General features: G+C 60.6%; 21 protein-coding genes. 11 read left to right on the plus strand and 10 right to left on the minus strand.

All coding sequences use genetic code 11. The features are described from left to right. Nucleotides 1-37: 37 nt before the first annotated feature. The 4 genes from ACR3FE_RS25660 (at nt 38) to ACR3FE_RS25675 (ending at nt 3,925) form a co-directional block, all read left to right on the plus strand. Nucleotides 38-1,675, plus strand: coding sequence for an ArnT family glycosyltransferase (locus ACR3FE_RS25660; protein ID WP_458210682.1), 1,638 nt, complete (start codon nt 38-40; stop codon nt 1,673-1,675). 61 nt (nt 1,676-1,736) lie between these two features. Next, nucleotides 1,737-1,961, plus strand: a complete 225-nt coding sequence (locus ACR3FE_RS25665; protein WP_458210683.1) for a hypothetical protein — start codon at nt 1,737-1,739, stop codon at nt 1,959-1,961. A gap of 50 nt (nt 1,962-2,011) precedes the next feature. Further along, nucleotides 2,012-3,325 (plus strand): phosphoglucosamine mutase, encoded by a 1,314-nt coding sequence (glmM, locus tag ACR3FE_RS25670; protein WP_458210684.1) that lies wholly within the window; start codon nt 2,012-2,014, stop codon nt 3,323-3,325. Between the two features lie 417 nt (nt 3,326-3,742). After that, on the plus strand, nt 3,743-3,925 hold the full coding sequence (locus ACR3FE_RS25675; RefSeq protein ID WP_458210685.1) for a hypothetical protein: 183 nt from the start codon (nt 3,743-3,745) through the stop codon (nt 3,923-3,925). A 59-nt stretch (nt 3,926-3,984) separates the two neighbouring features. Here the strand turns inward: ACR3FE_RS25675 and glmS are convergent, their stop codons facing one another. From glmS to ACR3FE_RS25690, 3 genes are all read right to left on the minus strand, one after another. Then, on the minus strand, nt 3,985-5,799 hold the full coding sequence (gene glmS, locus ACR3FE_RS25680; protein ID WP_458210686.1) for a glutamine--fructose-6-phosphate transaminase (isomerizing): 1,815 nt from the start codon (nt 5,797-5,799) through the stop codon (nt 3,985-3,987). Nucleotides 5,800-6,171: 372 nt separating this feature from the next. After that, nucleotides 6,172-7,608, minus strand: a complete 1,437-nt coding sequence (locus ACR3FE_RS25685) for a helix-turn-helix transcriptional regulator (RefSeq protein ID WP_458210687.1) — start codon at nt 7,606-7,608, stop codon at nt 6,172-6,174. Nucleotides 7,609-7,868: 260 nt separating this feature from the next. After that, nucleotides 7,869-8,444, minus strand: a complete 576-nt coding sequence (locus tag ACR3FE_RS25690; protein WP_458210688.1) for a DUF7344 domain-containing protein — start codon at nt 8,442-8,444, stop codon at nt 7,869-7,871. Between the two features lie 502 nt (nt 8,445-8,946). Here ACR3FE_RS25690 and ACR3FE_RS25695 point away from each other — a divergent pair. Genes ACR3FE_RS25695 through ACR3FE_RS25715 form a run of 5 tightly spaced genes read left to right on the plus strand, consistent with a single transcriptional unit; the run spans nt 8,947 to nt 15,316 of the window. Continuing rightward, the gene (locus ACR3FE_RS25695; RefSeq protein ID WP_458210689.1) at nt 8,947-10,317 is read left to right on the plus strand and encodes a nucleotide sugar dehydrogenase; all 1,371 of its coding nucleotides are present in this window, start codon (nt 8,947-8,949) and stop codon (nt 10,315-10,317) included. Further along, the gene (locus tag ACR3FE_RS25700) at nt 10,318-11,274 is read left to right on the plus strand and encodes a glycosyltransferase family 2 protein (RefSeq protein WP_458210690.1); all 957 of its coding nucleotides are present in this window, start codon (nt 10,318-10,320) and stop codon (nt 11,272-11,274) included. Beyond that, nucleotides 11,271-12,332, plus strand: a complete 1,062-nt coding sequence (locus ACR3FE_RS25705; protein WP_458210691.1) for a DUF354 domain-containing protein — start codon at nt 11,271-11,273, stop codon at nt 12,330-12,332. Before ACR3FE_RS25700 ends, ACR3FE_RS25705 begins: the two co-directional genes overlap by 4 nt. Before the next feature lie 44 nt (nt 12,333-12,376). After that, nucleotides 12,377-14,359 carry a hypothetical protein gene (locus tag ACR3FE_RS25710; RefSeq protein WP_458210692.1) on the plus strand — a complete coding sequence of 661 codons (1,983 nt, stop codon included), beginning with the start codon at nt 12,377-12,379 and terminating at the stop codon, nt 14,357-14,359. 39 nt (nt 14,360-14,398) lie between these two features. Continuing rightward, nucleotides 14,399-15,316 carry an NAD-dependent epimerase/dehydratase family protein gene (locus ACR3FE_RS25715; RefSeq protein WP_458210693.1) on the plus strand — a complete coding sequence of 306 codons (918 nt, stop codon included), beginning with the start codon at nt 14,399-14,401 and terminating at the stop codon, nt 15,314-15,316. 30 nt (nt 15,317-15,346) lie between these two features. Here the strand turns inward: ACR3FE_RS25715 and ACR3FE_RS25720 are convergent, their stop codons facing one another. From ACR3FE_RS25720 to ACR3FE_RS25740, 5 genes are all read right to left on the minus strand, one after another. Continuing rightward, a complete protein-coding gene (locus tag ACR3FE_RS25720; protein WP_458210694.1) occupies nt 15,347-16,306 on the minus strand; it encodes a sugar phosphate nucleotidyltransferase in 960 nt (319 codons plus the stop codon). 211 nt (nt 16,307-16,517) lie between these two features. Continuing rightward, entirely contained in the window at nt 16,518-16,664 is a 147-nt protein-coding gene (locus ACR3FE_RS25725; protein WP_458210695.1) for a hypothetical protein, read from the minus strand. 11 nt (nt 16,665-16,675) lie between these two features. Further along, complete coding sequence (locus tag ACR3FE_RS25730; protein ID WP_458210696.1) at nt 16,676-17,950, minus strand: DUF1616 domain-containing protein; 1,275 nt, start codon at nt 17,948-17,950, stop codon at nt 16,676-16,678. Between the two features lie 45 nt (nt 17,951-17,995). After that, nucleotides 17,996-19,714: an asparagine synthase-related protein gene (locus ACR3FE_RS25735; protein WP_458210697.1), complete on the minus strand. Its 1,719-nt coding sequence runs from the start codon at nt 19,712-19,714 to the stop codon at nt 17,996-17,998. A 179-nt stretch (nt 19,715-19,893) separates the two neighbouring features. Next, the gene (locus ACR3FE_RS25740; protein ID WP_458210698.1) at nt 19,894-21,411 is read right to left on the minus strand and encodes a lipopolysaccharide biosynthesis protein; all 1,518 of its coding nucleotides are present in this window, start codon (nt 21,409-21,411) and stop codon (nt 19,894-19,896) included. 290 nt (nt 21,412-21,701) lie between these two features. Here ACR3FE_RS25740 and ACR3FE_RS25745 point away from each other — a divergent pair, with 290 nt between their 5' ends. Next, nucleotides 21,702-22,547 (plus strand): FkbM family methyltransferase, encoded by an 846-nt coding sequence (locus ACR3FE_RS25745; RefSeq protein ID WP_458210699.1) that lies wholly within the window; start codon nt 21,702-21,704, stop codon nt 22,545-22,547. 14 nt (nt 22,548-22,561) lie between these two features. On the opposite strand, the gene ACR3FE_RS25750 is transcribed toward ACR3FE_RS25745, so the two are convergent. Then, nucleotides 22,562-24,163: a hypothetical protein gene (locus ACR3FE_RS25750; RefSeq protein WP_458210700.1), complete on the minus strand. Its 1,602-nt coding sequence runs from the start codon at nt 24,161-24,163 to the stop codon at nt 22,562-22,564. Between the two features lie 333 nt (nt 24,164-24,496). Between ACR3FE_RS25750 and ACR3FE_RS25755 the strand changes: the two genes are divergently transcribed. Beyond that, the gene (locus ACR3FE_RS25755) at nt 24,497-25,813 is read left to right on the plus strand and encodes a polysaccharide deacetylase family protein (protein WP_458210701.1); all 1,317 of its coding nucleotides are present in this window, start codon (nt 24,497-24,499) and stop codon (nt 25,811-25,813) included. 240 nt (nt 25,814-26,053) lie between these two features. Here ACR3FE_RS25755 and ACR3FE_RS25760 read toward each other — a convergent pair whose 3' ends face one another. Then, nucleotides 26,054-26,866 carry an FkbM family methyltransferase gene (locus ACR3FE_RS25760; RefSeq protein WP_458210702.1) on the minus strand — a complete coding sequence of 271 codons (813 nt, stop codon included), beginning with the start codon at nt 26,864-26,866 and terminating at the stop codon, nt 26,054-26,056. Nucleotides 26,867-26,967: the final 101 nt, after the last annotated feature.

Genomic DNA, 26,967 nt, shown 5'->3' on the forward strand with positions numbered 1-26,967 from the left:
AACTATCGGTCGAACAACAGAGATGGGGTGAAGTCTGATGTCACACGGTGTCAACGAACGACAGAATTGGGACGTCGCATCGAAGCTGATCGAACTCGCCCGTGACGAGCGTGCGTGGCTCGCCACGGCGATGGGAACCGGACTGCTGGTGTACGTCGTCTACCTCACGACGCATCCGTACCCAGCCTACGGCGCTGGCCTGTACCTCCAGATCGCACAGGAGATCAGCGCCCACGGATACGGCCTGCCGGAGTCCATCCCGCTGTACACGAAAGACGGTGTTCCCTTCGGCTATCCGCCGCTGATGTACTACGTCTCGGCGGTGTTGATGGATACGACCGGTGTCGACCCCATCACGCTCAGTCGCCTCCTGCCCGGATTCGTGACGGTGCTGTATCTCGTGCCGTTCTACTTCATCGCACGTGAGGTTCTGAAATCGACGCCACGCGCAGGGTTCGCAACGCTGCTCCTCTCCGTGACGCCCCCTGCCCTCCAGTGGCACCTCTCGGCGGGCGGCGTCGTGCGCGCACCTGCCTTCCTGTTCGCGCTGACGGGTGCGTACACCGGCCTGAAGCTGTTCAAAACAGCTGATCGAAAGTGGATCGTCCCGTCGGCGGTGTTGTTCGGGTTGACCATCCTCACGCATCCCGTCTACACCGTCTTCTTCGGGACGACCTACCTCGTGATGTTCGCCTGTTTCAGCCGAACACCCCGTGGTCTCGTTCACGGTGCTATCGTCGCTGCCGGTGGTATCCTCCTCGCGTCGCCGTGGTGGCTGCAGATCGCCGCCACCCACGGCATCGGCATCTTCACCGCCGCCTCCGGAACGCATTCGGGAATCGGTGGCGGTCTCGGTCGCCTGCTCCAGCAGTTCGTCTATCCGCTCGACCTCGACGTTCCCATCGTCTTCTTCCTCGGGTCGTTTGCGGGCGGGGTGTACTTGCTCAAACAACGGCGGGTGTTCCTCCCTCTCTGGTTGGTGTCCGCCGCGTTGGTGCTCGGCAAGGTTCGTTTCCAGTTCCCCGCCGGGGCGATGATGGCCTCCGTGTTCGTCTTCGAGGTGATCGTCCCCCGCGTCCGCAACTGGTCGCGGACGACGAACTACCCCCGGTCTGCGCCGCTCGTCGCCGTCATCGTCCTCGGCTTGCTTGTGTCGAGTGTCGGCGTCTCGTTCGCCGCGAGCGGTCTCAACTCCCACCACGAGAGCACCACGCAGCCAGCCTTCATGGACGACGACGACAGGGCCGCGATGCAGTGGGTAGAAGAGAACACTGCCGCCGATTCGGAGTTCGTCGTCCTCGGTGACGCCGCCGAGTGGTTCCCGCTCCTGACCGACCGGGCCATCCTCGTCGGGCCGTGGGGTGTCGAGTGGGAGGGTCACAAGCCATACAACCACCATCTCAGCCTCTACAAGCGAATGTCACGCTGTCCGGGGAAGGCGTGTATCACACAGAAGATGATCTCGAACGACGTCAACCCCGATTACATCTACGTCCCGAAGGGCCACTACACGGTGCGCGGCATCGACGAGTACCAGAAACCGTGGATGCGCGAAAATCTCGTGGACTCCGACCGCTACAAACTCATCTACGAGAACGAGGGTGCGATGATCTTCCGCGTCAGCGAGCCGATGGAACAGACGAAGGTTCCCGAAAACGGCCCGCGAGTGGCGTAGTCAGGAGACGGGTACGTCACACAGACGAAACTATTTCTGCCGCATTCTCGAATCGTTCGTTATGAGTACGACCGTCGACAGCCGATGGCTACTCGGCGAAAGCCTTCGGATCGGCGCTATCATCCTGCTCGCATTTCTCATCGGCGCGTTTCTGGACGAACTGATAGGAGCGTTCGCCCTCGAACTGCTGTACGGACTTCGCACCGAACTCATCTCGACGATCCGATACACGGGCATCGTCACGGCGGTCGCGTACGCGGACGCTCGCGGAACCGAGCGTGGGTGACATTTCCCCCGAAAGGAATCCTTTTGCCAATTCCGCACGACGTACGAACAATGTTCGGAACCAGCGGAATCCGCGGACCTGTTGGTGAAGTCGTCACGGGAGAACTCACGCTGGCGGTCGGTCGAGCGCTCGCCTCGACCGGGGCGGAGCGCGTCGTCGTTGGCCGCGACCCCCGAGAGAGCGGCCAGTTCCTCAAGGACGCCCTCTCGGCTGGCCTCCGCGAGTGTGGGGCGGACGTCGTGGATCTCGGCCTCGCTGCGACGCCCACGGTCGCCCGGAGCGTCGCGTGGCAGGACGCCGACGCAGGCGTCTCTATCACCGCCTCGCACAATCCCTCGACGGACAACGGTATCAAGCTCTGGAATCCCTCGGGACAGGCGTTCGACGCCGAACAACGCGCGGAGATCACCCGCGTCATCGAGGAAGCGGACTTCGACCTCGCAGGATGGGACGAAACCGGCGAAGAAACGCAGTGGACGGGCGCGCACGCCCGCCACGTCGAAACGCTCAGCGAGGCAGTCGCGCCCGCCGACCTCTCTGTCGTCGTCGACGTAGGCAACGGTGCGGGAGCGGTCACCGCCGACGCCCTCTACGAACTGGGCTGTGACGTCGAGACGCTGAACGCCCAGCCCGACGGCCGATTCCCTGCTCGCCCGAGCGAACCGACCGCAGAGAACTGCTGGTCCCTCTGCGATCACGTCGCGGCCACCGACGCTGATCTCGGTATCGCCCACGACGGCGACGCCGACCGCATGATGGCCGTCGACGAAAATGGTGATTTCCTCTCCGGCGACGTGCTACTCACTCTGTTCGCACGACAGCGCGCAGGCGAGGGCGAGACGGTCGCGACGCCCGTGGACACCAGCCTCATCGTCGAGGACGTGCTGGCCGAGCAGGGCGCGGACGTGGTTCGGACGCAGGTCGGCGACGTGTACGTCGCAGAGCGCGCGACGGAGTCGGGTGTCGTCTTCGGCGGCGAGCAGTCCGGTGCGTGGATCTGGCCCGACCAGACGCTCTGTCCGGACGGCTCGCTCGCGGCCTGCCGTCTGGCGGAACTGATCGCCCACGATGGCCCGCTGTCGGAACTCGCTGTCGACGTGGGTGAGTACCCTATCCGGCGGAAGAACGTGGAAGTCGCGGACAAAGGCGGCCTGATGGAGCGCCTCGCGAAGGCCGTCACCGACCGCTACGACGACGCCACCACCATCGACGGTGTCCGCGTCTCGCTGGACGACGGCTGGTTCCTCATCCGTGCCAGTGGAACCGAGCCGTTAGTTCGAATCGCTGCGGAGGCCCGTGACCCCGACGCTGCAGACGATGTGTTCGAGACGGCTGACGCATTCGTGACCGAATACACGGAGTGATTCGCCTCCTTCTCTGCGGGACAGTCACCGACCGTGAACGCGGAAGTATAGCTAGGCAGCCATCCGACTCGACGATAGTTCGGTGGGCAGCGTTTTCCGGGGCCGTTTTCGAGGGCGGTAGAAGGAAGTGGATGACAGCTGTCCCACTCGGCGACTGCCACGGCGACGATGGGACATTTGTTACTACATTGGGCATTAAGTAATAATTTTTGGCTCGGCAGATATGACCATTTTCAGACGATTTCACATATCGTCTCTCGTTTCATTTTCTTTCTGACTATTCTACCCCCCTCCTCTCGGTTTCCACTCCCTTTCCACTCGACACCCGTCCAATCTCCCGGATTATCGAAACGGAACGATGGTTTCACCGGACTTAGCGCCCCGATAATAAAACACGCTCCACCGAACCTGTAAACCATGAGCGGTCTCGACTGGAGTACCCGATATCTCGGTCTCGCGGGCCTCAGTACTGGCGGAACGGTCGCTATGTGGTTCTTCGATAGCGCGCTCGTTATCTACGTCGCGCTCGTCACTGCCGTCGCATTCGCGGTGCTCGCACTGTTTCATGCACGTCGACTCCGCGAGGCACCACAGCTCTGAAAAACACCCGAGAACCACCCGCGCTGGTTCTCGCCCGCGTCGGCTTTCACCGATGTCGATTATTCAACCGTCACACTCTTCGCCAGATTTCGTGGCTTGTCGATCGAGCGTCCAAGATTCTTCGCCGCGTAGTAGGACACCAACTGTAACTGGACGTTCGCCAGGAGCCCCGACCAGACGGGATGTGTGTCGGGGATCTCGAGGAAGGAATCCGCGATGTTCGCCGCCTGGTGGTCTTTCTTCGCGACGGCGACGATGGGTGCTCCACGGGCCTGTGCCTCTTCTGCGTTCTTCAGCGTCTTTCCGTCGTCGTCGCCGTTGAACAGCGCGAACACGGGTGTGTTCGGCGTCACGAGCGCCAGCGGGCCGTGTTTCAGCTCGCCAGAGGCGAAGCCTTCGGCGTGCTCGTACGTGATCTCCTTGAACTTCAGTGCGCCCTCCTTGGCGACGGCGTTGTTCAGCCCTCGTCCGATGAAGAAGAACGACTCACTACCGGCGTACCGACTCGCGATGCGCTTTGCGTCCGTGGACGCGAGAACCTGCTCTACGTACTCCGGCAGATGGGCCAACTCCCGCAAGAGGTCGACCTTGTCCTCCGGTGGGTTCGCCATCTCGATGTCCTCGGCGAGCCGAATTCCGAGCAGGGAGAGCGTGACTGCCTGCGAGGAGAACGTCTTGGTCGCGGCGACACCGATCTCCGGGCCAGCCCGGATGAACAGTGCCTCGTCGGCCTGGCGGGCCGCGGTCGAACCCATCACGTTCGTCACCGTGACGACTCGTGCACCCTGCTCTTGGGCCTGCTGGAGCGCACCGAGCGTGTCTGCCGTCTCGCCACTCTGCGTGACCGCGATGACCAGCGTGTTCTCCGTGACATGTCCGGGCGTCGAACCGACGTATTCGCTGGCGCGGAACGCTTGTGCTCGAATACCCGCTTCGTTGAGCAACTGCTGGCCGTAGAGTGCAGCGTGATAGGAGGTACCACATGCGACGAAGTGGACGTCGTCTACGTTGGAGAACGTCCCTTTCGGGAAGTCTTCGAGGTTGACTTCGCCGTCTTTCACTCGGCCCTCGATGGTGTTCGCCAGTGCGTTGGGCTGGGTGTTGATCTCCTTGAGCATGTAGTGTTCGTAGCCGCCCTTTCCAGCATCTTCGGGGTTCCAATCGATGCGCTCGACGTCGCGGGTGACTCGGTTCCCGTCGAGGTCGGTCATCGTGACACCGTTCGGTTCGAGGACGGCGATATCTCCGTCTTTGAAGTAGACGACGTCGTCGGTGTGGTCGATGAAGGCTGGCACGTCGCTGGCGAGGTAGTACTCGTCGTTGTCCAACCCGAGGATGAGGGGTGACCCCTGTCGAGCCGCGTAGACGGCGTCTACGCCGTCGACGAGCGACGCGACCGCGTAGCTCCCTTCGAGGTCACGGATGGTCATCCGAAATGCGTCTTCGATGCTCTGGGCCTCTCCGAGGTAGTGTTCGAAGAGATGGGGGATGACTTCGGTGTCGGTGTCGCTCGTGAACTCGTGGCCTTGCTCTTCGAGCCACGCCTTGAGCTCGGCGTAGTTCTCGATGATACCGTTGTGTACCACGGCGACGTTGTCGGTCTCGCTCGTGTGGGGATGGGCATTCTCGTCGGTCGGCGGCCCGTGCGTGCTCCAGCGGGTGTGGCCGATCCCGACGTTTCCTTTCGGGACGTTACCGACGATGGAGTCTTTCAGCTCCGAGATCTGTCCCGACCGCTTGTAGACGGAGATACCCGTCCCGTTCTGGATCGCGACACCAGCCGAATCGTAGCCTCGATATTCGAGATTTTCGAGTCCTGTGACGAGTTTCGTGATGGCATCACCGTCGCCGATTCGAGCGATGATTCCACACATCTACGTCCCCTCCTGTCGGACTACGAACCGCACGCGGTGCGTCTCGGGTATCGGCCCTCTCTCCGTGGAGGTGGCCGTTCCGGAGCGAACCGTCGCACGTCCGTCTGTTATGTCTGGGTGGTTCATGGGTGTAAGTATCCTGTAGCCGAACCGTCGAATCGCGGGGGAACGACGGCTGGCCCTTGTCACGGACATTTCACCCTACCCCCATTACTATAGACTGATTAAGGGGGTGGCTTAGCAAGGCTGTAAAACGAACCTATGACCTTTCGACACTGTCTCATCGAGTTTAACTGTCTCTTTGATAGAACGACCGTCTCTTTGCGGGGATTAGAATTTCGGAAAAATACTGCCTTTTCACTATGACAATCGCTATCTACCCGGCGAAAGATCCGACTCTCCGGGTTCTTGCCCGTAGAGGATGACGATGTTCTTCCGACCGATATTGATTTTGCTTATCTGTTGTTTGTCTTCCATCTTCGAGAGCAATCTGCTTACTTTCGATTTCGACCAGCCGGTCTTCTCGATGATCTCTCCCTGTGGAAGTCGCCCGCCGTTCTCGCGCAAGAGGTTGAGAACACGATCTGCGTCGGTCAGTACCTCGTCGGTTTGAACCGTCGGCTCTGGTTTCTGTTCGTCCTGGTCGTTCTCGTCGAACATTGTCGAGAACCAGTCCGTTCTGTTGCGCTGAATCAGCAATCCGGCGCCGACGAGCAGGGTGAGCAGGACGAGATATAGCCCACCCGCGACGAGGCGACTATTCGGATTCGTCCCGAAGCTCCGCTCGAATCCGTCGTCGAGACCGTCACCGTCGGTATCTGCTTCCAACGGATCGGTTCCGGCGTCGACCTCGGCTCCGTCGCTAAGTCCATCGTTGTCCGTGTCTTTCTTGCTTGGGTCGGTTCCGAGCTTTTTCTCCTCTCCGTCGTCGAGTCCGTCGTCGTCAGTGTCTTTCTCGGTCGGATCTGTGACGCTCTCGACCTCCTCACTGTCGTTTAACCCATCACCGTCGGTATCCGCCTTCAGCGGGTTGGTGCCGGTGTTCAGCTCTCCGATCTCCGTCTCCGCGATGTCCGTCAGTCCATCGCCGTCCGTGTCCGCGCTGCTCGCGTTCGTCCCGAGCTCTTTCTCCTTTCCGTCGACCAACCCGTCTTCGTCGGTGTCCTTCTTGGTTGGATCTGTCCCTGCCGTTATCTCTTCGTGGTCACGGAGCCCGTCGTCGTCGGTGTCGGCCTTCGTCGCGTTCGTCTTGTAGTCATTCACCTCCTCGCCGTCTTCGAGTCCGTCCCTGTCGGTATCCTTGCTCGTGACGTTCGTCCCGAGTTCTATCTCCTCCTCATTCGTCAGGTTATCACCGTCTACGTCGCTGGATTTCACCAGCACGTGGACCGAGGTGTTCTTGCGAGCGACGACGGAATTCCCGTCTTCGACAGTAACGACGGCGGTTCGCTCGCCGGTCGCGTTCGTCGGGACGCTCCCGAAGCTGAAATTGATGCGTTGAACGCCACTTGCTGTGAGCGATACGTCTCGACACCCGAGCGTCGTCGAGGTGTTGCTCTCCGGTTTCTGGAGGTTCGTACAGACCTCGTGGTTGCCGGAGCGATTTCCTGCGTAGACGGTGACGCTCATGTTGTGCGCCGCTGACTGCCAGAGATACGTCACGTTCTGTTCGGTCTTGACGACACCGTCACCCGAGTACGAAACGTTCTGGATGACGAGGTCGTTACCCGAGGGTGCCGCGACAGCGGGAGTGACGCTGGCGAGCAGAAGAAGGCATGCGGAGAATATCACAAGTGGCCTGTTGTTCATATTTCGAAGTGGGGCTTCTGTTTCGGCGCGTAAACCGTTCTGTCTTTGGTATTTCCACGGTGAGTATTTTTCCTTTGGGGTTGAATTTCTACCATATATAATTTCTGGATTTAGTTAGATTTCCTAACATACTATGGCGACTATCTGCTCCAATGTACTCGAAATATCGCAGACAGAGGAGAGTCACGCATCTAACAGATCCTGCATTATCTCCCATCCGATACAGAACTCGACCGCGTTTATCTACTGTTTACGCGCACTCAGGCGAGACGCTGACCGAGTGTCAGCGTCCAGAACATTCCGAGGATAAAGACGCCGATGGCACCCTGTGGAAGCAGTGCGAAGGGGGCGACACCGAGCGTCGTTCCGGCGAGAACCGTCGCGCCAACACCGGATGCGCCGAGATAGTATCGATCCCAGCGGGTCTCTTCGTCTTCGTCGGCCGCTTCGTCGTCCGTCTCGGTCTCGTTCGGTTCGAGGTAGTCGTACAGCAGGTCTGCTGCGGGGTTTTTCCGTACCGTCCCGCGGCTCTGGTCGTACTCGATGACACCCTCCTCGTCCAGTTTGGGGAGGTGTGACTGATACAGGGGGATGTACACGCGCTGGCGCTCGCTCGACGAGAGCGCCTGTACCGTGGTGTCGTTCTCCCACGCAGCCACTTGTTCGGCGATATCTCGCATCTCCACCTGTTCGTCCACGTTGTGGAGGTATCGGAGCACGTTGCGACGACGCTCGTTCTGAAGGAGGTGATAGATCTGGTCTTCACCCAGATCCACGTGCGCGTCCGGTTCAATCGTACTGGACTGTTCTTCGACCTGTTGTGTCGTCGTGCTCATGATTACTGAGTTTCGTGGATGGGTAATAAAGCGGGTAACTACTCCCAGAAGTTGCAGCCAGTTTTCTATATTGTTCATACCATTTACCACACATTTCAAACCGTTTTATCGAGTTCATCCTCTCGCTGTCCATCGATTTTTGAACTACACCTACTTTCACAATATACGGCACTCGTTCCCATTTTTTCGATGAACATTCGCATGGTCTGTCATTGGAAACGTGTCACGAGCCGCTGACCAGTACACGCGATGATGTGTCTGCCCTGTTCGAACGTATTCCATGTTGTACTTTGGCACGGTGAGTGACCGGTGAAACAGCCGATTTCGGGTACGAGCGCCTTAGTCACTGTATAATAAAGCCTACTGGGTTTCATCAATTGAAGCGAGGCTTGCGACCGATCAGAGACGCGAGGAGGAAAAATGCCTCCATTTCCCCTCGTTGCCGGTCGCTCTGGCACCGACAGGACGGTACTGGAGAGCGAACGACGGAGGATCATCACCCATGAACTCGACGATAGGCGATATCGACAGCCAGCCAGAGTATGCTGGAACCGACGAGAGCGACGCGAAACGGAATCAGGACGCGACGATCTGTGTCGTCGGTCTCGGTTACGTCGGACTCCCACTGGCAGTCGGATTCGATCAAGAGGGGTACAGCGTCGTCGGATTCGACATCGACGACACGAAAGTAGAGACGCTTCGCGGTGGCACCGACACGACGGGCGACCTCGGCAACGAGACGATCGCCGAGAGTGAGATCACGTACACGAGCGACCCCGACGATATCTCGCGCGCAGACTACGTGATGATAACCGTCCCGACACCGGTTGACGAGAACGAGCAACCGAACCTCGATTTCGTCGAGGCCGCCGGGAACACCGTCGGCGAACACATGTCTCCCGAGACGACGGTCATCCTTGAATCGACCGTCTTCCCCGGTGCGACCCGCGAGGTGCTCGTCCCGGCTATCGAGGAAACGTCGGGATTGACCTGCGGTGAGGACTTCTACGTCGGCTACTCCCCCGAGCGTGCAACCCCTGGTGACCCCGAACACGGCCTGCGCGACGTCGTGAAGGTCGTGGGTGGCATGAACGACGACGTTCTCGACGATATCGCCGAACTCTACGCGACCGTAATCGATGCAGGAGTTCACAAAGCCGACTCCATCGAGGTCGCGGAGGCCAGCAAGGTTGTCGAGAACGTCCAGCGCGATCTGAACATCGCCCTCGTGAACGAGCTGGCGATGGCCTTCGACAGCATGGATATGGACATCGACACGCGCGCCGTGCTCGAAGCGTCGGGCACGAAGTGGAACTTCCACCACTACCGACCCGGATTGGTCGGTGGCCACTGCATCCCGGTCGATCCGTACTTCTTCATCCACCGCTCCAAACAGTCCGGCTTCGCGCCGCGTCTCATCCAACAGAGTCGTGACGTGAACGAGTCGATGCCGATCCACATCTCGAACATGATGATAAAGGGGCTGAACCAGGCGGGCAAGACGCTCCAGGACAGTCGCGTCCTCGTGCTCGGGATGACCTACAAGCCGAACGTCGCCGACATTCGAACTTCGAAGGTTGACGGTATCATCCGCCAACTCCACGAGTTCGACGTCGACGTCGTCGGCTACGACCCCTATGGCGACAACGCCATCATGCGGCAGAAGTTCGGTATCCCGGTGCAGGAGGACGACGAGTTCTCCGTCGAGGAGTTCGACGGTATCGTCCTCGCCACGCCACACCGCGAGTTCTACGATCTCGATTTGGAGGAGATAAAGACAGAGATGAACGACAATCCGGTCTTCGTCGACGTGACCGGTGCGTTCGATCCTGAAACGGTCTCTGAATCTGGCTTCGCTTATCGGAGGGTGTAGATGTACGAAGGGCACACGATAGGCGTCGTCGTGCCCGCGTACAACGAAGAAGGGTTCGTGGGCGACGTTCTCGATTCGCTTCCCGACTTCGTAGACCGCGTCTACGCCGTAGACGACGCCTCGACCGACGATACGTGGAACGAGATTCGCGAACATTCAGCCATCGAGCGTGCGCCACGCGCAGGCGTGAGCGACGACACAGACGGTCACGTCGTCGGCATCCGACACGAGCAAAATCGTGGTGCTGGCGGGGCCATCAAGACGGGATACCTCGCCGCCCGCGAAGACGGTATCGACGTGACCGTCACCATCGACGCGGACGGGCAGATGGACCCCGGCATGATGACCCGGTTCCTCGACCCCATCGTAGCGGGTGAGGCGGATTACACGAAGGGCAACCGCCTCTCGAACTCAGACTACCGTCACGACATGCCGCGATTCCGCTTGCTGGGCAACTGGCTGTTGACCGGCCTGACCCGCATCGCTAGCGGCTACTGGGACGTGACAGACCCGCAGAACGGCTACACTGCTATCTCGCTGGCGGCGCTGGAGGCTATCGACCTCGAAGGCATGTACGAGTACTACGGCTACTGCAACGATATCCTCGTGAAGCTGAACGTCGCTGGCATGCGAGTCGAAGACGTGGACATGCCCGCCACCTACGGCGACGAGGAGAGCAGCATCGAGTACGGCGACTACATCCCCAAAGTATCGCTCATGCTCCTCCGGAACTTCCTCTGGCGACTCGGATCGCGTTATCGCACCCACCCGCTGGGTCTCGCCTACGGTCTCGGCGTGGTCGGTGCGCTGCTGAGCGTCGTCCTCGGCGTTCGTGCGCTCGGTTCGACGCTCACGGGGACGGAGACCGACGACGCACGCAAGTCACTCACGTCGCTCGTCGTGGGCGTCGTCGGCGTTCTCGTCGGTATCGTACTCGACAGGAGGGAGAACCGATGAGGGTGTTCGTCACCATCCAGCATCCGGCGCACGTCCACTTCTTCCGCAACGCCATCGCGGAGTTGGAGAGCGAGGGCCACGACGTTCACGTCTTCGCCCGCGAGAAGGAGATGGCGGTGGAACTGCTCCAGCGATACGACATCAGCCACGAAGTGCTCGCTGGCACTGCGTCGGGGCTGTCGCAACTGGCGCGCGTGCAGGCCACCTACGAGGCGCGCCTGCTTCGTCGCGCGGTGCAGTTGAAACCCGACGTGATAACCGCCATCGGCGGTGTCGCGGCGGCTCACGTCGCCAAACTCGGCGGTGCGCGGAGCGTCGTCTTCTACGACACGGAGCACGCGAAACTCATCCAGAACCTCGCGTTCCCGTTCGCAGACGCCGTCTACACGCCCGACTGTTACACCGGGAGCGTCGGGCCGAAACAGGTACGATACGACGGCTATCACGAACTCGCCTACCTCCACCCCGACCGGTTCACCCCTGACCCCACCGTGGTCACCGACCTCGGACTGAACCCTGACGACACGTTCGTCGTCCTCAGACTGGTCGAGTGGGGCGCATCCCACGACATAGGTCAGTCCGGCTTCGACGACGTGCGCGACGTCGTGACGCGACTCGAAGCCGCTGGCGCGGACGTGCTCATCACCTCGGAACGGTCGCTTCCGTCGGAACTCGAATCGCGCAGAGCGACCGTCGAACCCCATCGGATGCACGACCTGCTGGCCTACGCCGACCTGTTCGTCGGCGAGGGTGCGACGATGGCGGCAGAGAGCGCCGTCCTCGGTACGCCCGCCATCTACGTCAACACGCTCACGATGGGTTACACGGACGAACTGGACGAGCGGTACGAACTGCTGTTCAACTATCAGGGCGACGACCGCCACGCGCGAGCACTGGAGAAGGCGGTCGAGATCCTCGAAGGCGACGACGATTGGCAGGAACGACGCGAGCGACTGCTCGCCGACAAGGTCGATACGACCGACGTGATTCTGCGCGCAGTCACTGGCCGAACTCACCGAACCCGCGACCGATCGCACCGATCTGGCGCGGAGGTTTAAATACGATGATGGAACCACGACTCGATAGGCGGAGGCGATAACGCATGTTCGGATCTGTATCCAGCTGGTTGAATCAACGACGACTCGACGTCGACGCCGCTATCATCGGCTTCGTCATCGCGTTGGGGCTGTTTCCGCTGCGGTTTTTCGCCTCACAGATATACATCCAGACGATCCCCATCGTTCTCGGACTGGCCTGTGCGCTCTATCTCCTCGCGGTTCGTAACGACCGGGAGGCGATGGAGATGTTTCCGGCTATCTCGCGGCCGATAGCACAACTCCTTCCGAGTGTGGTCTTCGTGACGACGGCAGCGATGGTCGCTGTTGCCCTCTACTCCGGGCAGCGCTCCATCCTCTTCCACCTCCTCACGGGCGTCGCAGGGACGCTCATCATGCTCCAGATACTGTTCACCGACGACGAGGATTTCCTCCCCTCGCTCCTGCTCACGCAGATACTCGTGTTGGCGGTCGTCGTCCGGTTCATGGCGATGTACACCACGCCATCGTACGTCGGCATCGACATCTGGACGCATATGACGCAGTTAGCCCGGGGCGTCTTCAACCAGCACTCGCTGTCCGCGATGGAGGGTAACAAGCACGTCGCGGCACCGCTGTACCATCTGCTGGTCGCGTCGTCAGCGATGCTGTACGACGTGTCCATCCGTAACGCGCTCTACCTCTCCATCGGCGTCGCGATGCCCACGGTCATCCTCTTCGTCTACGGGGCGACGAAACTCCTCGCACCGGCGCGATGGGCGGTGTTCGCGGCGCTGCTCTACTCGATCGGTGACTACGTCATCGAGTGGGGTATCCACCTCATCCCGACGAGTCACGGGCTGTTGTTCTTCATCGCCATCCTCTACGCACTCCTGCGTATCATGCAGTTGGAGTACAACGCACGTGACTTCAGCCTCCTCGTGTTCCTCTCCATCGCCATCATCCTGACCCACCAGGTCTCGACGTTCATCATGCTCGTCGTCCTGTTCTCGGGACTACTCGCGCAGTTCGTCCTCAAACTCAGCATCTTCCAGACGACGGCACGCAGACCGGGCGTCTACCGCAAGATGGAGCCGGTGAACCTCGCCGGACTGCTCGCGTTCGACATCGGCCTCATCACGTTCATGTGGTCGTTCACGCCATACAACGGGGATTCGTTCCTCGAAACGGTGCTGTCGTATCTCGCGCAGACGATGCAGGAGAGCTTCGGCGTCCTCAATCTCGCTAGTAAGAACTCCGGGGAGATCAAGCTTCCACCACCGACGTTCATGCAGAAGGTGGCGACGTACATCGACACGCTTGGCTTCCTGATACTGTTCGGGCTGACCGTGGTCGGCTGTCTGTACGTCCTGCGTCGCAAGCGCATCTCGCACTCGGTGTTCACGCTGCTCTTCGCGACCGTCGTGATGACGGTGTTCACCCTCGGTCTGCCCCTGTTCGGCATCCGCAACTTCATCCCGCAGCGGTGGTTCGCGTTCCTCTACGTGCCGATGGCGATCCTCGCCGCACTCGGTGTGGGCTATCTCGTCCACAACTTAGACCGGCGCGTCGTCGTCGCTACGCTGCTCGTTGTGGCGCTCCTCTACCCGAGCGTGATGGTGATGTCGAGTCACGGCGCACTCGACAGCCCCGTCTTCCCGGGTGAACAGGAGCGACTCACCTACACCGAACCCGAGGTGGCCGCCGTCTACACCATCGCGGACATGACCGGGTCGCCGGATTCCTCGAACGTCCTCCCCCAGCAGGTAATCAGAACCGACCACCCCTACCAGACGGTGTTCTCCAGAACGGGGGCGTATCCAGCGGACGCGGCCAACATCTCCGTGAAGGGTGGCCCGACCGACCATCCAATCACCGTCTATCGTGAGTATCAATCGAAAGGGGCACCACAGTTCCGCCTGGTCAACCAGCAGAAGAACGCGAGCGTTCCGGTTCGCCGAACAGTCTCGCGTGACAGCATCTGTCGCCCCGGTCAGAGCGTCCTCTATACGAACGGAGATGTCACTATGTGTGCGGATCGGTCGATATAGAGGGGAATCCTTTTCTAGTGCCCCGGTAGACCCTGAGGTATGCAGGAAAAGCGCGTACTCGTAACCGGCGGTGCCGGGTTCATCGGATCGAATCTCGCCAACGATCTCGCTGAGGAGAACGACGTCGTCGCCATCGATGACGGCTACCTCGGCGTTCCCGAAAATCTCGATGATGCCGTCGAGTACCACGAGCGGAGTGTCGTCGAAGACGACCTGCCGACGGACGTCGACGTGGTCTTTCACCTCGCAGCCCTCTCCTCCTACGCGATGCACGAGGATAACCCGACCAAAGGTGTGCGGGTGAACGTCGAAGGCTTCGTCAACACCGTCGAACAGGCCCGCAACGACGGCTGTGATACCGTCGTCTACGCCTCCACGTCCTCCATCTACGGGAGTCGAACGGAACCCTCGCCGGAGTATATGGATATCGAAGCCCGGACGGGGTACGAAGCGTCGAAACTCTCCCGCGAACGCTACGCCGAGTACTTCGCCCACCACTACGACATGAACATGGCCGGGATGCGATTCTTCTCGGTCTATCAGGGCTACGGCGGTGCCGAAGAGCACAAGGGCGAGTTCGCCAACATCATCGCCCAGTTCGCCGACGACGTCGCCAACGGTCGCTCGCCGGAGATCTACGGCGACGGAAGCCAGACCCGAGATTTCACCCACGTCTCCGACATCGTTCGCGGGCTAGTGCTCGCGGCGGAGCACGAACTGACCGGGATCTACAACCTCGGCACCGGCACGAGTTACGACTTCGATACCGTCGTCGAGTACATCAACCACGAACTCGGTACCGACGTGGAACCCGTCTACGTCGAGAACCCGATCCCGGATGACGTGTACGTCCACGACACGAAAGCCGACGTGACGAAGTTCAAGCACGCGACCGGATGGAAGCCGAAAGTCAACTTCAGAGAAGGCGTCCGTCAGGTCTGCGAGCAGTACCAGTAGGCGGTATCGGGAGTTAGACGATACCAGTAATCAGGCGATTCGCGTGTGTGCACCGATAAGCGCACCCGCCAGGTCCATATTTTCGATGTGTGTCTTCTCGTCGACGATAGAGTCACGCACCTCGCAATCTCGTACCGTCGCGTTCGGGAAGATGACGGCGTTATCGACGCTCGCGTTGACGAGTTCCACGCCATCCATCACGTGGACGTTCTCACCGATGGTGGAGTCCTCCAGCGTGGCCGTCTCCGCGACGTAGGTGTCGCCGTCGAGATACCACGCGACAGCGTCGAGGTAGCTCTCGGGCGTCCCGATGTCGTACCACGCTTCGTCGAAGGTGTAGGCGTAGACGTCGTGACGTGACTGGAGCCACTGGATGAACCAGCCGGGTTCGTCGGGGTTGTTGCCGTCTTCGAGATACCGTTCGAGCAGGGGGAGATTCTCGCGGGTGAAGGCGTAGCAGGCGATGGAGACCAGTGTCGAGTTGGGATCGTCGGGTTTCTCCTGGAAGTCCACCACGCGCTCGCCGTCGAGTTCGACCAGTCCGTAGGATTTCGCCAGCTCTTCGCTTCCCACGTCGTAGGCTGCGAGGCAGGGCGAACCTTTGGCTTCGAAGAAGTCGACGAAGTCGTCGATGTCGAAGCTGATGAGGTTGTCGCCCGCGATGACGATCAGATCGTCGTCCACGCCTTCGCGCTCGACGAGTTGGGCGAGCGCGCCGACGACGCCGAACTTCTCATCCTCCTCCGAGGTGTCCTCGATGCTCAACTGTGGTTTCTCGAACTCGCTCTCTGTGAGATGGGATTCGAAGTCGTCGGCGAATCGCTCGTTCGTGCTAACGTAGACGGTGTCGATGCGGTCGTCTGCTTCGAGGTCGGCGAAGATGCGGTCGATGACCGTCGTTTCGCCGATCGGCAGGAACATCTTGGGTCGGTGTTTCGTGATCGGCCACAGGCGCGTCGCGTAGCCACCTGCTAAAACAACAGCGTCCATACTCTCCCATCTCGTTCCCCCGTTCTTCATTATGTAGCGGCTAATCGGCCATTCGGCGAAACTGGCGTGCTACTCCATCACAGCCAGAGTGTCGGCAGTTTTATCAGACCGTCGTACTGCGGTCGTTGTACTGCAGTTCCCCCTTGGAAAACTGCGCCGGTCTCAGAGAGCGTGCGACCTCGCAAGCAGGACGGTCGCTGGTTCAGTGCAGTCACTGCTCTCGCCAGTTCGGTGTCGGCAGGCCCGGCATCCCGTCGTAGAGCCAGAGGAGGAACACCTCTCTCGTTCCCGGCGACCGTCGCCGAGCGAGATGCACCGGCAGCGAGTACAGAGATAGCCGAACGCGACGTCTTCCCACGGCTACACCATCTATCGGTCGTTCAGGTAGCTCGAGTCACGGTCGGGGAGGAACCCGTCGTCGGTCGTCGTGGTACTGGTCGTACTAGCCGTCGTTTCGCTCGTGGTCGTACTCGGCGATGTCGTAGTGCTGGTCGTACTGGAGGACGTCGTCGTCTCACTCGTCGTCGTTTCGCTCGTGGTCGTCGTCGCTGTCGTACTGGACGATGTCGTCGTACTCGACGTGGTCGACTGGGTCTGCGTCGTCTGCGATGGCTCGGTCGTACTTTCGCTGTCGTCGCTTCCGCTATCGTCTCCCTCGCCACTTTCGCCGCCGTCGTTCGATCCCTGGTCTGTTGTGCTGTCTTGTATCGGGGCGTTCTGTTGTGAGAGCCACAGCCGGGTCGTCAGATACGGGTTGCCGGAGGGGTCGCCTTTGTAGAGCAGTAGACGGAGCCGGACGTTATCGCCGGAGATAGACGGGTCGCCCTGGAGTGTCACTTTCTTGGTCTGCCCGTTTCGGACGGTCACCTGCTTCTCCGCGAACTGCGCTTGCTTCACGACGTTTCCGTTCTCGACGCGCTGGAGGACGGCGACCACGGTGTACTGCACGCGCTCTCCCTCCTGGTTGCCGACGTTCACGGTGACGCCTTCCCCGCCGAGGTCGGTCTGGTACAGCGTGTTCGTGTTGCTGTCGATGTTCTGTGTCTCCACGTAGAACTCGGTGAACTGCTCTCCCTGTGGCGGGTTGAGCACCGCGAAGCCGACGCTAGACGCCACCAGCAGGAAGGTGATCACGATGCCGACGTTGAGGAGCGTCGTCGTCCCGCTGTCCGAGCGTCGGCTCGTCGAGCCGAAGAGGATGCCCGGAGCACCAGGTGAGTATCGACGCTTCGCGGGGACGCGCACCCGGCGTACGAGTGCGACGAGCGTGAAGAGTCCCGTGAAGGCGACGATTCCGACCAGAATCGGGCGGAGCGTCACTCCCCACGGCGTGAAGTTCGCCACCGCAGCGATCATGGGAACGATGGCGACGCTCAGCGTGACCGCGAGCGCGACCCGTTCAGGGCCACCGAGTTCGTACGATGCGTCACTTTCGCCGATGCCGAACCGCCGTGTTCCGTCTTCGCCACCGCCCGGAAAGATCGCCGAGATAAGAACGTATCCTGGAAGGAAGACCACGAGCGGGAGAACGAGCGCGACACGCAATCGTCCACTGAGACCGATGTAGGCCGCATAGCCCCCGAGGACGGTCAGCAAAAGCGCCACTACGAGGTCGACGAACCACCAGCGGCTATTCGTACTCATTATCCTCGTAATCTCGTGGAGCGGGTTTTATTATACGGCTGCTAATCAGTTCTCCGAGCGTACCTCGTCGGAACTCCGCGTCTCTGCGGGCATATAGAGCACGTCGGTAGGGTTTACCATCGTCTCGGAGCACTGGGCGACCCAGCCGACCATGTCGTTGATGCGGAGCTTGTGCCGCGACGGTAACTCGTGGATCGCTTCGTGCTCCGGGAACAGGCGCTGATCCAGATTGTACCGGTCGTACACCTTCTGGCGGTCGGGCCACGCCGATTCGAACTTCCTGACGAACGGCAGTTTCCGACGCGCGAATCGCTCCATCTCCGAGAGGAGCATCGACGTGTACGGGCGGTCTGGCGGTCGGTGGCGGAACAGGTCGCCGTCCAACTGACGGATCGCGCGGATGAACGTCTCGGTCGTCCGGTGTTCCGGTGGCGTCTGGAGGTGCCATTCCAGCAGCTCCGTGTCCGCCGCGATGAACGATTCGAGATAGTTGTCCGCGAGGTGGGTGCGGAACGGGATCGTCGGCTGGTTGCTGATGCTGAACAGCGAGAGGGCGTTCTGCACGGAGTCGGTGCGGGTCCAGCACCGATCGAACTCGGTTGCGATGGCCTGCCGGACGAACTCGTCTGCGGCGTCGGGGTCGGACGTGTACTGCTCGGCGACTTGCCGGCTCTCGTCGGGGAGATAGCCGAAGTTGTCGAACGACGCCTCGACGGGATTCGGGTCGGTCTCCATCCGTTTTCGCGGAACCTGCTTCCCGAACAGTTCGAGTTCGCTCCGCTTCTGTCCGAACCCGCGCAGGAGCGTATCGAAGAGGAGACCGTGGTACATCGTATCCACCTCGATATCGTTGTTGTAGCCTGCGTGGTGGATGTGGATGGACTCCTTGATGCCGTTGGTGTCCCGTACCTTCTGCTCGCCGGGCATGATGTAGCGGTCGTTCGTCACCAGCGTCGTGTGGTCGACGCCGTACTGTTTCGCCAGCCGACGGGCGACTTTCACCTCCTGTGCGTCTGGCATCCCGACCGTATAGCAGTGTTCGATCTCGGGGAACTGCGACAGCAGCGTTCGCGAGTCGTAACCCGCCGACAGGAGCAGTCCCTTCTTCCCGGGTTGGCGCGACCGTCGGCGGATCGCTCGCTGCATGCGGTCTGCGAGTTCGCTCGCGTAGTCCATCTCCTGCTCGTCGTAGACAAACCGGTCGAGTTCGCCCATCTCGTCGGCTCGCAGATAGCCGTCGAAGGAGGTGCGGTGGAGTTCGTGAAACAGCGTCTTGTTTCCGAGGACGACGCCCATGTGGAGGAACTCGCCGACCGACTGGCGGCGCATGGTATGGTTGTCGATGGTCTTTGCGACCTCCGCCGCGTCCGATCCGAACACGCGGACACCGGGGTCGTCCGTGTAGAAACACTCCCACGACCGGATAGGGTCGGTGAGAACGACCGCATCACCTTCGTGCTCGATGAATGCGAGATACGACCCGTTGAGTGCTCGGATCGCATCTGTCCCTTTCTCTGCGTACTCTTCGAGCAGCCATCGGGCGGGCTCCGACCAGCCGCGTTTGTTCGGGTAGGCTTCCCCCCAGATGACACACGATCCGAGTTCTCCAGAGTAGGAGGCGCTCCGTCCCGGTATCCCGAGTCCAGTGTCTCGAATCCCGACGGTTGCGACATCGCTCGTCACGATATCGTCGAACTCGCGTTCGAAACGGAACCGCTCGAATTCGTCCCTGTCGCCAAAGACGCCGAATATCTCCTTGTTCATCGTTCTACCTCGTCAGTCGCCACCGCAGGGTGGTTCGATCCGTGCCACGGCGAAATATCGTCGGCTCTCCCTCTCGCTCGTGTCACGGTTGGCTCTGTCTCAGCCATCGTGTCTATGACGGTTAACTATACACAGTATAACATCAGGAAAATTGTGTTTAGGAGGAACTGAAACAGTTCTCACTTCCCGACAGCACCGACGACGGTCTCGAACACGTCTCGGAGTCCGTAGCCACCCCACGTCTCCATCGAGAGGATGGCTGCACCGTAGACGACGATGCCCGTAACGACCATGAGCACGAACTTCGGAATCCCACCGACGGGCGAGTTCATCCCGACGAACAGCACCGCAGCGTACATCACGCCACTCGCGGCGAGCGGGTAGGCGACGATGCGGAGGAACCGCCGATGACTCCCGCCGACCACGCGAACGCCGAGGTACGTCGAGACGGGCGTCGAGAACAGGAGGGCGTTACCAACGATGACCGCGCCTGCACCGACGATACCGTAGGCCGCGGTCGCGGGATAGATGGTCAGGGCGATGATGACGAGCTTGCCGACCTGGATCTTCGTGGGGATGTCGGGCTTGCCGACCGCCTGAAACAGCGGGCCGGTCGTCGCGCCGATAGAGCGCAACAGCCCCCACAGCGCGAGCAACTGCATGACCGTGATCGCGGGCACCCACTCGTCGCCCAAGAACGCACGAACGAACGTCGGCGCGACTGCGACGATACCGACCCCGAGTGGGATCGAGACGAACGTCGTCAACTGTACCGTCTTGAAGTACGCTCGTCGGAGGTTCGCGGCGTCGTTCTGGAGTTTCGAGTAGGTCGGGAAGATGACGTTCGAGAGTACCTTCGTCACCTCCGTCGCTGGCGCGTTCGAGAGCTTGTAGGCGTACTGGTAGAGACCGAGCGCCGTCGTTCCGAGCAGCCACCCTACGAACACGTCGTCTCCTTCCGTGATGAGGAAGACGACGAGCCCCGATGCCGTGATCCACTTCCCGTAACCGATGAGCTCCCGGGTGTGGCCGACGTTCAACTGCGGTCGAGGCCGATGATCGTGCAGAACGTACGACAGCAGGGTTGCCGTTACGACGCCCGCGATGTCGCCGTAGACGAGCGCCCAGACGTTCCGAAGCTGGTACGCCATGACGATGGCGACGGTCACCGACACGACCGCCTTCCCGACGAGATAGACGAACTCCTTGTGGTACGTGAGGTCTTTGCGGAAGTAGACGATGCCGGGATTCTGTATCCCCGTCACCAGCGGGACGAGCGCCATCGCTCGTACCACGTCCACCGCACGCGGTGCGTCGAAGAAGGCAGCGATGGTGGGCGCAGCGAGGAACGTGATGCTGGCGAGAAGCACACCCCGGAGGGTTTCGAGCGTCCACGCCGTGTCGAGGTAGTCGTCCACGTCGTCCTCCTCTCGTTGGATGAGCGCCTCCTGGACACCGAGTTTCGACGACCGGTTCATGGCTGCGAGCGCCAGGAGTGCGATGGCGACCAGCCCGAACTCGGTCGGCGGGAGGATGGTTCCGAGGACGACGAGTTTGACGAGTTGCAGCCCCCGTCCGACGACGTTCGCCATCGACGCCCAGATACCGCTTTTGACCGCCCGCTCGGAGACGCCGCCACCGGGTGTCAGCGTCCGTTTCAGCCAGCGAAACAACGAGCGTGGTGATCGGCCACTCATCTGTCCTCTCCTTCGACACTCATCTGTAACCTTCTCCAACGCTCATCCGTTCTCTCCCTCGATACCGTCGGCGAACGTGAGCGGGACGATACGGTCGGGGATAGAAACGGTTGGGTCGTCGATGTACGACCTTCGTCAGTTCTCGTGCCACGAATCGGCACAGTCAGTAACTCGAACGACTCTATCGCTCTCGGAGCCTTTGTTATGGTCCTGCTAAGCGGATGCATGTCGTTCGCCCGCAGGCGGTTATTTGTGCCATATATTTATGCCTCGCTTCCCGAAGCATTCGTATGCCGGATTTGGAGCGACTGGCCGCCCGAAGCCGCCTGTGGAATCTTCTCAAACAGGCTGGGGTCGCGCCAGTGCTCGCCACTTTCTACTGGCACGTCAAACTCGCGCTCCATCTGTGGTCTGCGTCGGTGACCGTCGGCGGCTACACGGTCGAGTTCGCGGCCGATACCCGTACCGAGTACCAGCGGGTCACCTCGCTCGTCGGCGAACGAGATGTCGTCGAATCGCTGCTCGCAGATGTCCGTGAGTCGGACGTGGTGTACGATGTCGGTGCCAATATCGGCACCCACACCTGTTTCGTCGGCAAGCGTCTTCGGGACGGCATGGTCGTCGCGTTCGAACCGATGCCGACGAACGCGGTTCGCCTTCAGCACAACCTCTCCGCGAACGTTCCCGCCGGTCGATGGTCCATCGCAGAGCTCGCGCTTTCCGACGAGGATGGTCGTGGGTCGCTGGCAGTGGAGAGCCAGAGCTACGGCGAAGGGAAACACGCGCTCTCCGCGAATGGTGAACTCACGATCGACGTTCGGCGGGGCGAGACGGTGGTCGAATCGGGGCACTATCCGAAGCCAGATATCCTCAAGATCGACGTCGAGGGTGCGGAACTCAAGGTACTCGAAGGATTCGACGACGTTCTCTCGGAGATCCGCATCGTGTACGCGGAACTCCATCACGATCTGAGCACGGATTACGGCACTTCTACCCACGAAATCGAAGCGTATCTCCGCGACCACGGCTTCGATATCGAACGACTCAGCGAGCGATCAGACGCCTACCATATCCGTGCCGTCCACCCATCGGGCGACGGGCCGAAGCGTCAGAACAGGGACGGCGGGGCCGACTGAGATCTCAAACGTTGCTAATCTCGGGAGCAACTGTTGTCGTCATCGGAGTCGCCACCGGAATCTCCACCGGAGTCGCCGCCGGAATCTCCGCCGGAATCTCCACCGGAGTCACCGCCGGAATCTCCACCAGAGTCACCGCCGGAATCTCCACCAGAGTCACCGCCGGAGTTTCCATCGGAATCATCGGTGGTGTCTCCGTCGTTCTCGTCGCCGCCGTCGTACTCCGAACTGTTGCCGCCGCCGTCGTATCCGTCCGGGCTGTTGTCGTCGATACCGTTCCCGATATTCGAATCCTTGACGGTGACGTCTTCGGCGTCGCTCGTGATTCGAAGTGCTTCGTTGCCGCTACGAGCGAGTGCCGAGACGCTTTCGATCACCGTGCCGACGCCATCCTCCACGATGGCGTTGTCTTCGGAGACGTAATCGCCTTCGGAGATCACGACGTTGTCACCCGTGTTCGTCAGTGCTCGCCGACCTTCCCCACCGCCGTGGTCGACTTTCAGATTGCGGAACTCGCAGTCGTTACGGTTGTTCTGGATGGCACTTCGGGTGCCTTCGGTCGGAGCGTTTCCGACGACGGTGACGTTTTCGAGGGAGACGGGCCCGTCCCCTTCTTTGATTTTGATGGCCGGGCCGCCACCTGACTCGTGGTCGACGGTGGTTTGTTTGATACGAGTCTGACCTGCAGACTCTCGAATCGAGACCGCAGGGGTCGGGCCATCGGTTCGAGCCGTGATGGTGGAATCGACGACCGTTACCTCGTCCGCGTTCTTCGTGACCCAGATAGCAGGGTTCTTTTTGGTCTTCGTCCGAGCTTCGATGTTCCGTGCGACGAGGCCGGTTCCTGATTCGATGCGGAGGCCACGCTGGGCGACGCCGTGGTTGTCGTCCTTGTCGACGAGGATGCTAGCATCCTCGATGTAGCTGTTGTTGCCGCCGAGACGGACGTTCGAGCCCAGACTGTTCTGGAAGCGACCACCTTCGATCCGGATGGAACCGGAACCGTCGGACGCATACAGTCCATTGTCCGGGAAGCTCCCGAGTACACAGTCGCGGAACGTCATCGTCCCTTTGTTCTCGGCGTTGCAGATGATGCCGCTCGGTCCACGCCACAGGGAATCGCTCGGTGCATCGCCGGTCCAGATGCCTCCATCCGGTGCCTTGAACCGTTCGACGAGACCGCTACCGTCCGCGTCGTGAACGACGACGCGGAGCGGTCCGAACGTCCCGCTGTCGTGGCGGCCGACGACGTCGATGTCGCGGATGATCACCCCGTCGGTTACCTCGGCTTCGACGACACGGATGCCGGTATCGTCTTTCGTCTGGTCGACGGTGAAGCCTTCTACGCGTAGGTCTCTTCCGGGGTCGTAGTCGACGCCGAGCCGGAAGAGGCGATAGTTCCCGTCGCCGTCATCGTCGAAGTTCTCGTAGCTCGCTGGAACGAGTTCCGCGTCGTGACCGACCATACCGAAGTTCGTGAAGCCGGTGTGGCGGAACTGTTCGTCCATGTAGTACCGGCCTTCGGGGAAGTAGAGGAGCGTATCGTCTCCTGCGTGTTCTTCTAGTACGGGCGTGACGGATTCGTCTCCGCTGTTGTCTGCTCCGACGTCAGTCACGTCGATGACTTCGTCGTACTGATCTCCGTAATTCGAGTGACCCGCGGAAGCAACACCCGCTGCCGCAGACGAGCCGGCGATTGCTCCAGTTAATTTGAGAAAGGTTCTACGACTCGTCGATGTTCGATTTTGCCTGTCTGCCGCCATCAAAATCTCCGTATCGACCGTATATCTTAATTATCTGGTGCCTAGTTCATTCCCTCCCCGTTTTCCCTCTGTTGGAAACGTTGTAAACGGTCTCTAGCGGGCTGATTTCACAAATGTGTAAATATTCACATTGCTCTCTTAAGCGCCATATAAGAAAATACCTTTGTCCGGTTGGATACGGTAGCGATGAGACGACAGACACGACGCATGTTCCTGACGACGGTTGGTGCGGCCGGGACGGCCAGTCTCGCCGGATGTTCGAGTGTATTCGGCGACGAGGCGGATACCGGCAACGATGGAACGACCTCCACGACCTCCAGTGAAGGCACGACCAGCACCGGAGGCGGCGACACGACGACCAGTGGTAACAACAACTCTGGAAGCGGCCCACAGACGTTCGAGAGCTTCGAGAAGCTCGGCCAGTGGCACGCTGTCGAGCGACAGGGCACGCTGAAGAAGAGCTCAAAACAGAAGTACGAAGGATCACAGTCGGCACACATCGTCGGCAGCAAGAAGACGAAAGAAGGGAAGATATTCCGTGCCAACTTCGGTGGTAGCCCTGCTAACCTGAAGGGCAAGAACCTCTCGCTGGCGTTCAAGTGTACTTCTCACAGCCACACGAAGGTCTCCGTCCAACTCTATGCGCCAGACCGTGGTCACATCGTCGAGATGAAGCGCACGCTCTACGGACCGAAAGGCAAGTGGGTGCGTATCAACCTCGGTGTCACGAGCGACCAGCGCCAGAAGACCATCGACCTTTCGACCGTGTACGAGATCCGCATCACGGGTCGTCCGGTGGACACCAACTCGACCAAGCCGATCGAGTTCCACGTCGACGACCTGAAGACGGTACCCACACCGGAGAAAGGGATGGTGATGCTCACCTTCGACGACGGACTCAAATCCCACTACACGAAGGCGTACAAGAAGATGAAAAAGTACGGCTTCCCCGGCGTCGACGCCATCATCACCGACGCGGTCTATCAGGATGACTTCCTTACGCAGACGCAGATGCGCGAGATGACGCGAAACGGCTGGGACATGATCGCCCACCCGAACACGCAGGCGATGCCGATGAACGAGCGGTCGCCGAAAAAGCAGGAGAAGCTGATGAAGAAATCGAAGGATTGGCTCAAGAAGTACGGCTACGAGGGCCACAAGTACATGGCCATCCCGAAGAACGTCGTCGGGCCGAACACGTTCGACCTCGCACAGAAGCACTTCGACCTGACGATGAGCTTCGGTGCGTCGCCGAATGCGCTTCCCGCCATCCAGAAGGATACCATCCTCTCGCGCATGTACGGTGACAGCAGCGTCGCCACCACGAAGCAGATGATTGACTACGCCGAGCGGTACAAACAGTTGACCATCCCGCTGTTCCACAAGATCGGCGGCGACGGCATGCCGGAGAAGGACTTCGAGAAGGTGCTCCAGTACATCAAGAAGAAGAACGTCGAAGTCGTCACCCCGTCGCAGCTGGACAAGAAGGGCCTTCTGATCTAGCCAGTCGGGTTTCCTGACCTAGCTGTCAGGGTCTCCGATCGAAGTCGGCTGACGACTCTCTCCCCGCTATCGCCCCACCCGGTTCCCCGCACGAAGATCGTGCGTCGAACCAGTCGCCGTCCTGATCGTATCCGGGGTGATGGCGGTCGCGTCACCAACATGCGGGGCAGCCTCGACTCCGAGAACTGCCCCGAGAGCGTCTCGTTCGTCCGTAGAACCACATCTCCTTCGTCCGCAGAACTACGCCTTCTCCGCGCGCAGGAAGTACTCCGCGCCGCGGTCGTGCATCGTTTCGACCGTGAATCCACACTCTTCCAGCGCCGCCCGAACCTCGTCTTCGCTCGCGTCGTACTCCCCGAGGAATGTCGGATGCACTTCGCAGTACACCAGCCGACACTCGGGTCGCGAGAGCGTCGCTTCGAGGCCGCGAATCGTATTGAGCTCCGCTCCTTCCACGTCGAGTTTCACGACCGTCGGCGGCGATATCTCGCCCTGTTCGACCAGCGAATCCCCGGTCGTGAGCGTCACCTGTTCTGTCCCGCGAGCCGAGAGCTGTGCCACTCCGTCGATGGCCATCGTCGCCTCGCCCGCCTCGTTCGAGAGCGCCTCGTGGCGCACGTCCGCAGTCAGGTTGTTTCGTACGAGGTTCGCCTCGATGCGCGCTGCTTTCGACGCTCGCGGTTCGAAGGTGACGACCTCCCCATCCGGAAGCGCCGCCGCGACGAGACAGGTGTAGCTTCCGATGTAGGCGCCGATATCGTAGAACACGTCGTCCGGTTCCAGCCGCGAGAGCAGGTCGGCGATGATGGGTCGTTCGTCGACCAGCGTGCGGTAGTGGCGAAACTCGTCCGCCGTCGCGGCTTCGAACGTGACGCTCGCGTCGCCGATGCGCTGGGTGTGTGCGCCGCCAGAGCTACGAAAGAGCAGTTCCCAGTACGCCTGCGAGAGCGACGACTGCAGGCCGAAGCGGTCGATGACCCGCCGAACCGGCGGCGTCGAGAGCACTCGTCGTCCCACCTGCAGCGCGCCAGTCGTGAGTTTCTTCGTAGACATTCCTTCGCTGATGGTTATCAGGCTGGCTCCATATACCTCCGGGCCGGTTTCGAGAGATTCGGTGGATAGGACAGGACGAGGTTGATGATACCTGTTCTAAT

The organism is Haladaptatus rarus (genome assembly GCF_054177585.1).

Bases quoted from the DNA above. Each gene is read 5' to 3' on its own strand.
- ACR3FE_RS25745 (WP_458210699.1), top strand. From the start codon at position 21,702: ATGCCGGATTTGGAGCGACTGGCCGCCCGAAGCCGCCTGTGGAATCTT.
- ACR3FE_RS25700 (WP_458210690.1), top strand. From the start codon at position 10,318: ATGTACGAAGGGCACACGATAGGCGTCGTCGTGCCCGCGTACAACGAA.
- ACR3FE_RS25660 (WP_458210682.1), top strand. From the start codon at position 38: ATGTCACACGGTGTCAACGAACGACAGAATTGGGACGTCGCATCGAAG.
- ACR3FE_RS25760 (WP_458210702.1), bottom strand. From the start codon at position 26,866: ATGTCTACGAAGAAACTCACGACTGGCGCGCTGCAGGTGGGACGACGA.
- ACR3FE_RS25675 (WP_458210685.1), top strand. From the start codon at position 3,743: ATGAGCGGTCTCGACTGGAGTACCCGATATCTCGGTCTCGCGGGCCTC.
- ACR3FE_RS25685 (WP_458210687.1), bottom strand. From the start codon at position 7,608: ATGAACAACAGGCCACTTGTGATATTCTCCGCATGCCTTCTTCTGCTC.
- ACR3FE_RS25715 (WP_458210693.1), top strand. From the start codon at position 14,399: ATGCAGGAAAAGCGCGTACTCGTAACCGGCGGTGCCGGGTTCATCGGA.
- ACR3FE_RS25710 (WP_458210692.1), top strand. From the start codon at position 12,377: ATGTTCGGATCTGTATCCAGCTGGTTGAATCAACGACGACTCGACGTC.
- ACR3FE_RS25705 (WP_458210691.1), top strand. From the start codon at position 11,271: ATGAGGGTGTTCGTCACCATCCAGCATCCGGCGCACGTCCACTTCTTC.
- ACR3FE_RS25665 (WP_458210683.1), top strand. From the start codon at position 1,737: ATGAGTACGACCGTCGACAGCCGATGGCTACTCGGCGAAAGCCTTCGG.
- glmS (WP_458210686.1), bottom strand. From the start codon at position 5,799: ATGTGTGGAATCATCGCTCGAATCGGCGACGGTGATGCCATCACGAAA.
- ACR3FE_RS25740 (WP_458210698.1), bottom strand. From the start codon at position 21,411: ATGAGTGGCCGATCACCACGCTCGTTGTTTCGCTGGCTGAAACGGACG.
- ACR3FE_RS25755 (WP_458210701.1), top strand. From the start codon at position 24,497: ATGAGACGACAGACACGACGCATGTTCCTGACGACGGTTGGTGCGGCC.
- ACR3FE_RS25695 (WP_458210689.1), top strand. From the start codon at position 8,947: ATGAACTCGACGATAGGCGATATCGACAGCCAGCCAGAGTATGCTGGA.
- ACR3FE_RS25730 (WP_458210696.1), bottom strand. From the start codon at position 17,950: ATGAGTACGAATAGCCGCTGGTGGTTCGTCGACCTCGTAGTGGCGCTT.
- ACR3FE_RS25735 (WP_458210697.1), bottom strand. From the start codon at position 19,714: ATGAACAAGGAGATATTCGGCGTCTTTGGCGACAGGGACGAATTCGAG.
- ACR3FE_RS25690 (WP_458210688.1), bottom strand. From the start codon at position 8,444: ATGAGCACGACGACACAACAGGTCGAAGAACAGTCCAGTACGATTGAA.
- ACR3FE_RS25720 (WP_458210694.1), bottom strand. From the start codon at position 16,306: ATGGACGCTGTTGTTTTAGCAGGTGGCTACGCGACGCGCCTGTGGCCG.
- glmM (WP_458210684.1), top strand. From the start codon at position 2,012: ATGTTCGGAACCAGCGGAATCCGCGGACCTGTTGGTGAAGTCGTCACG.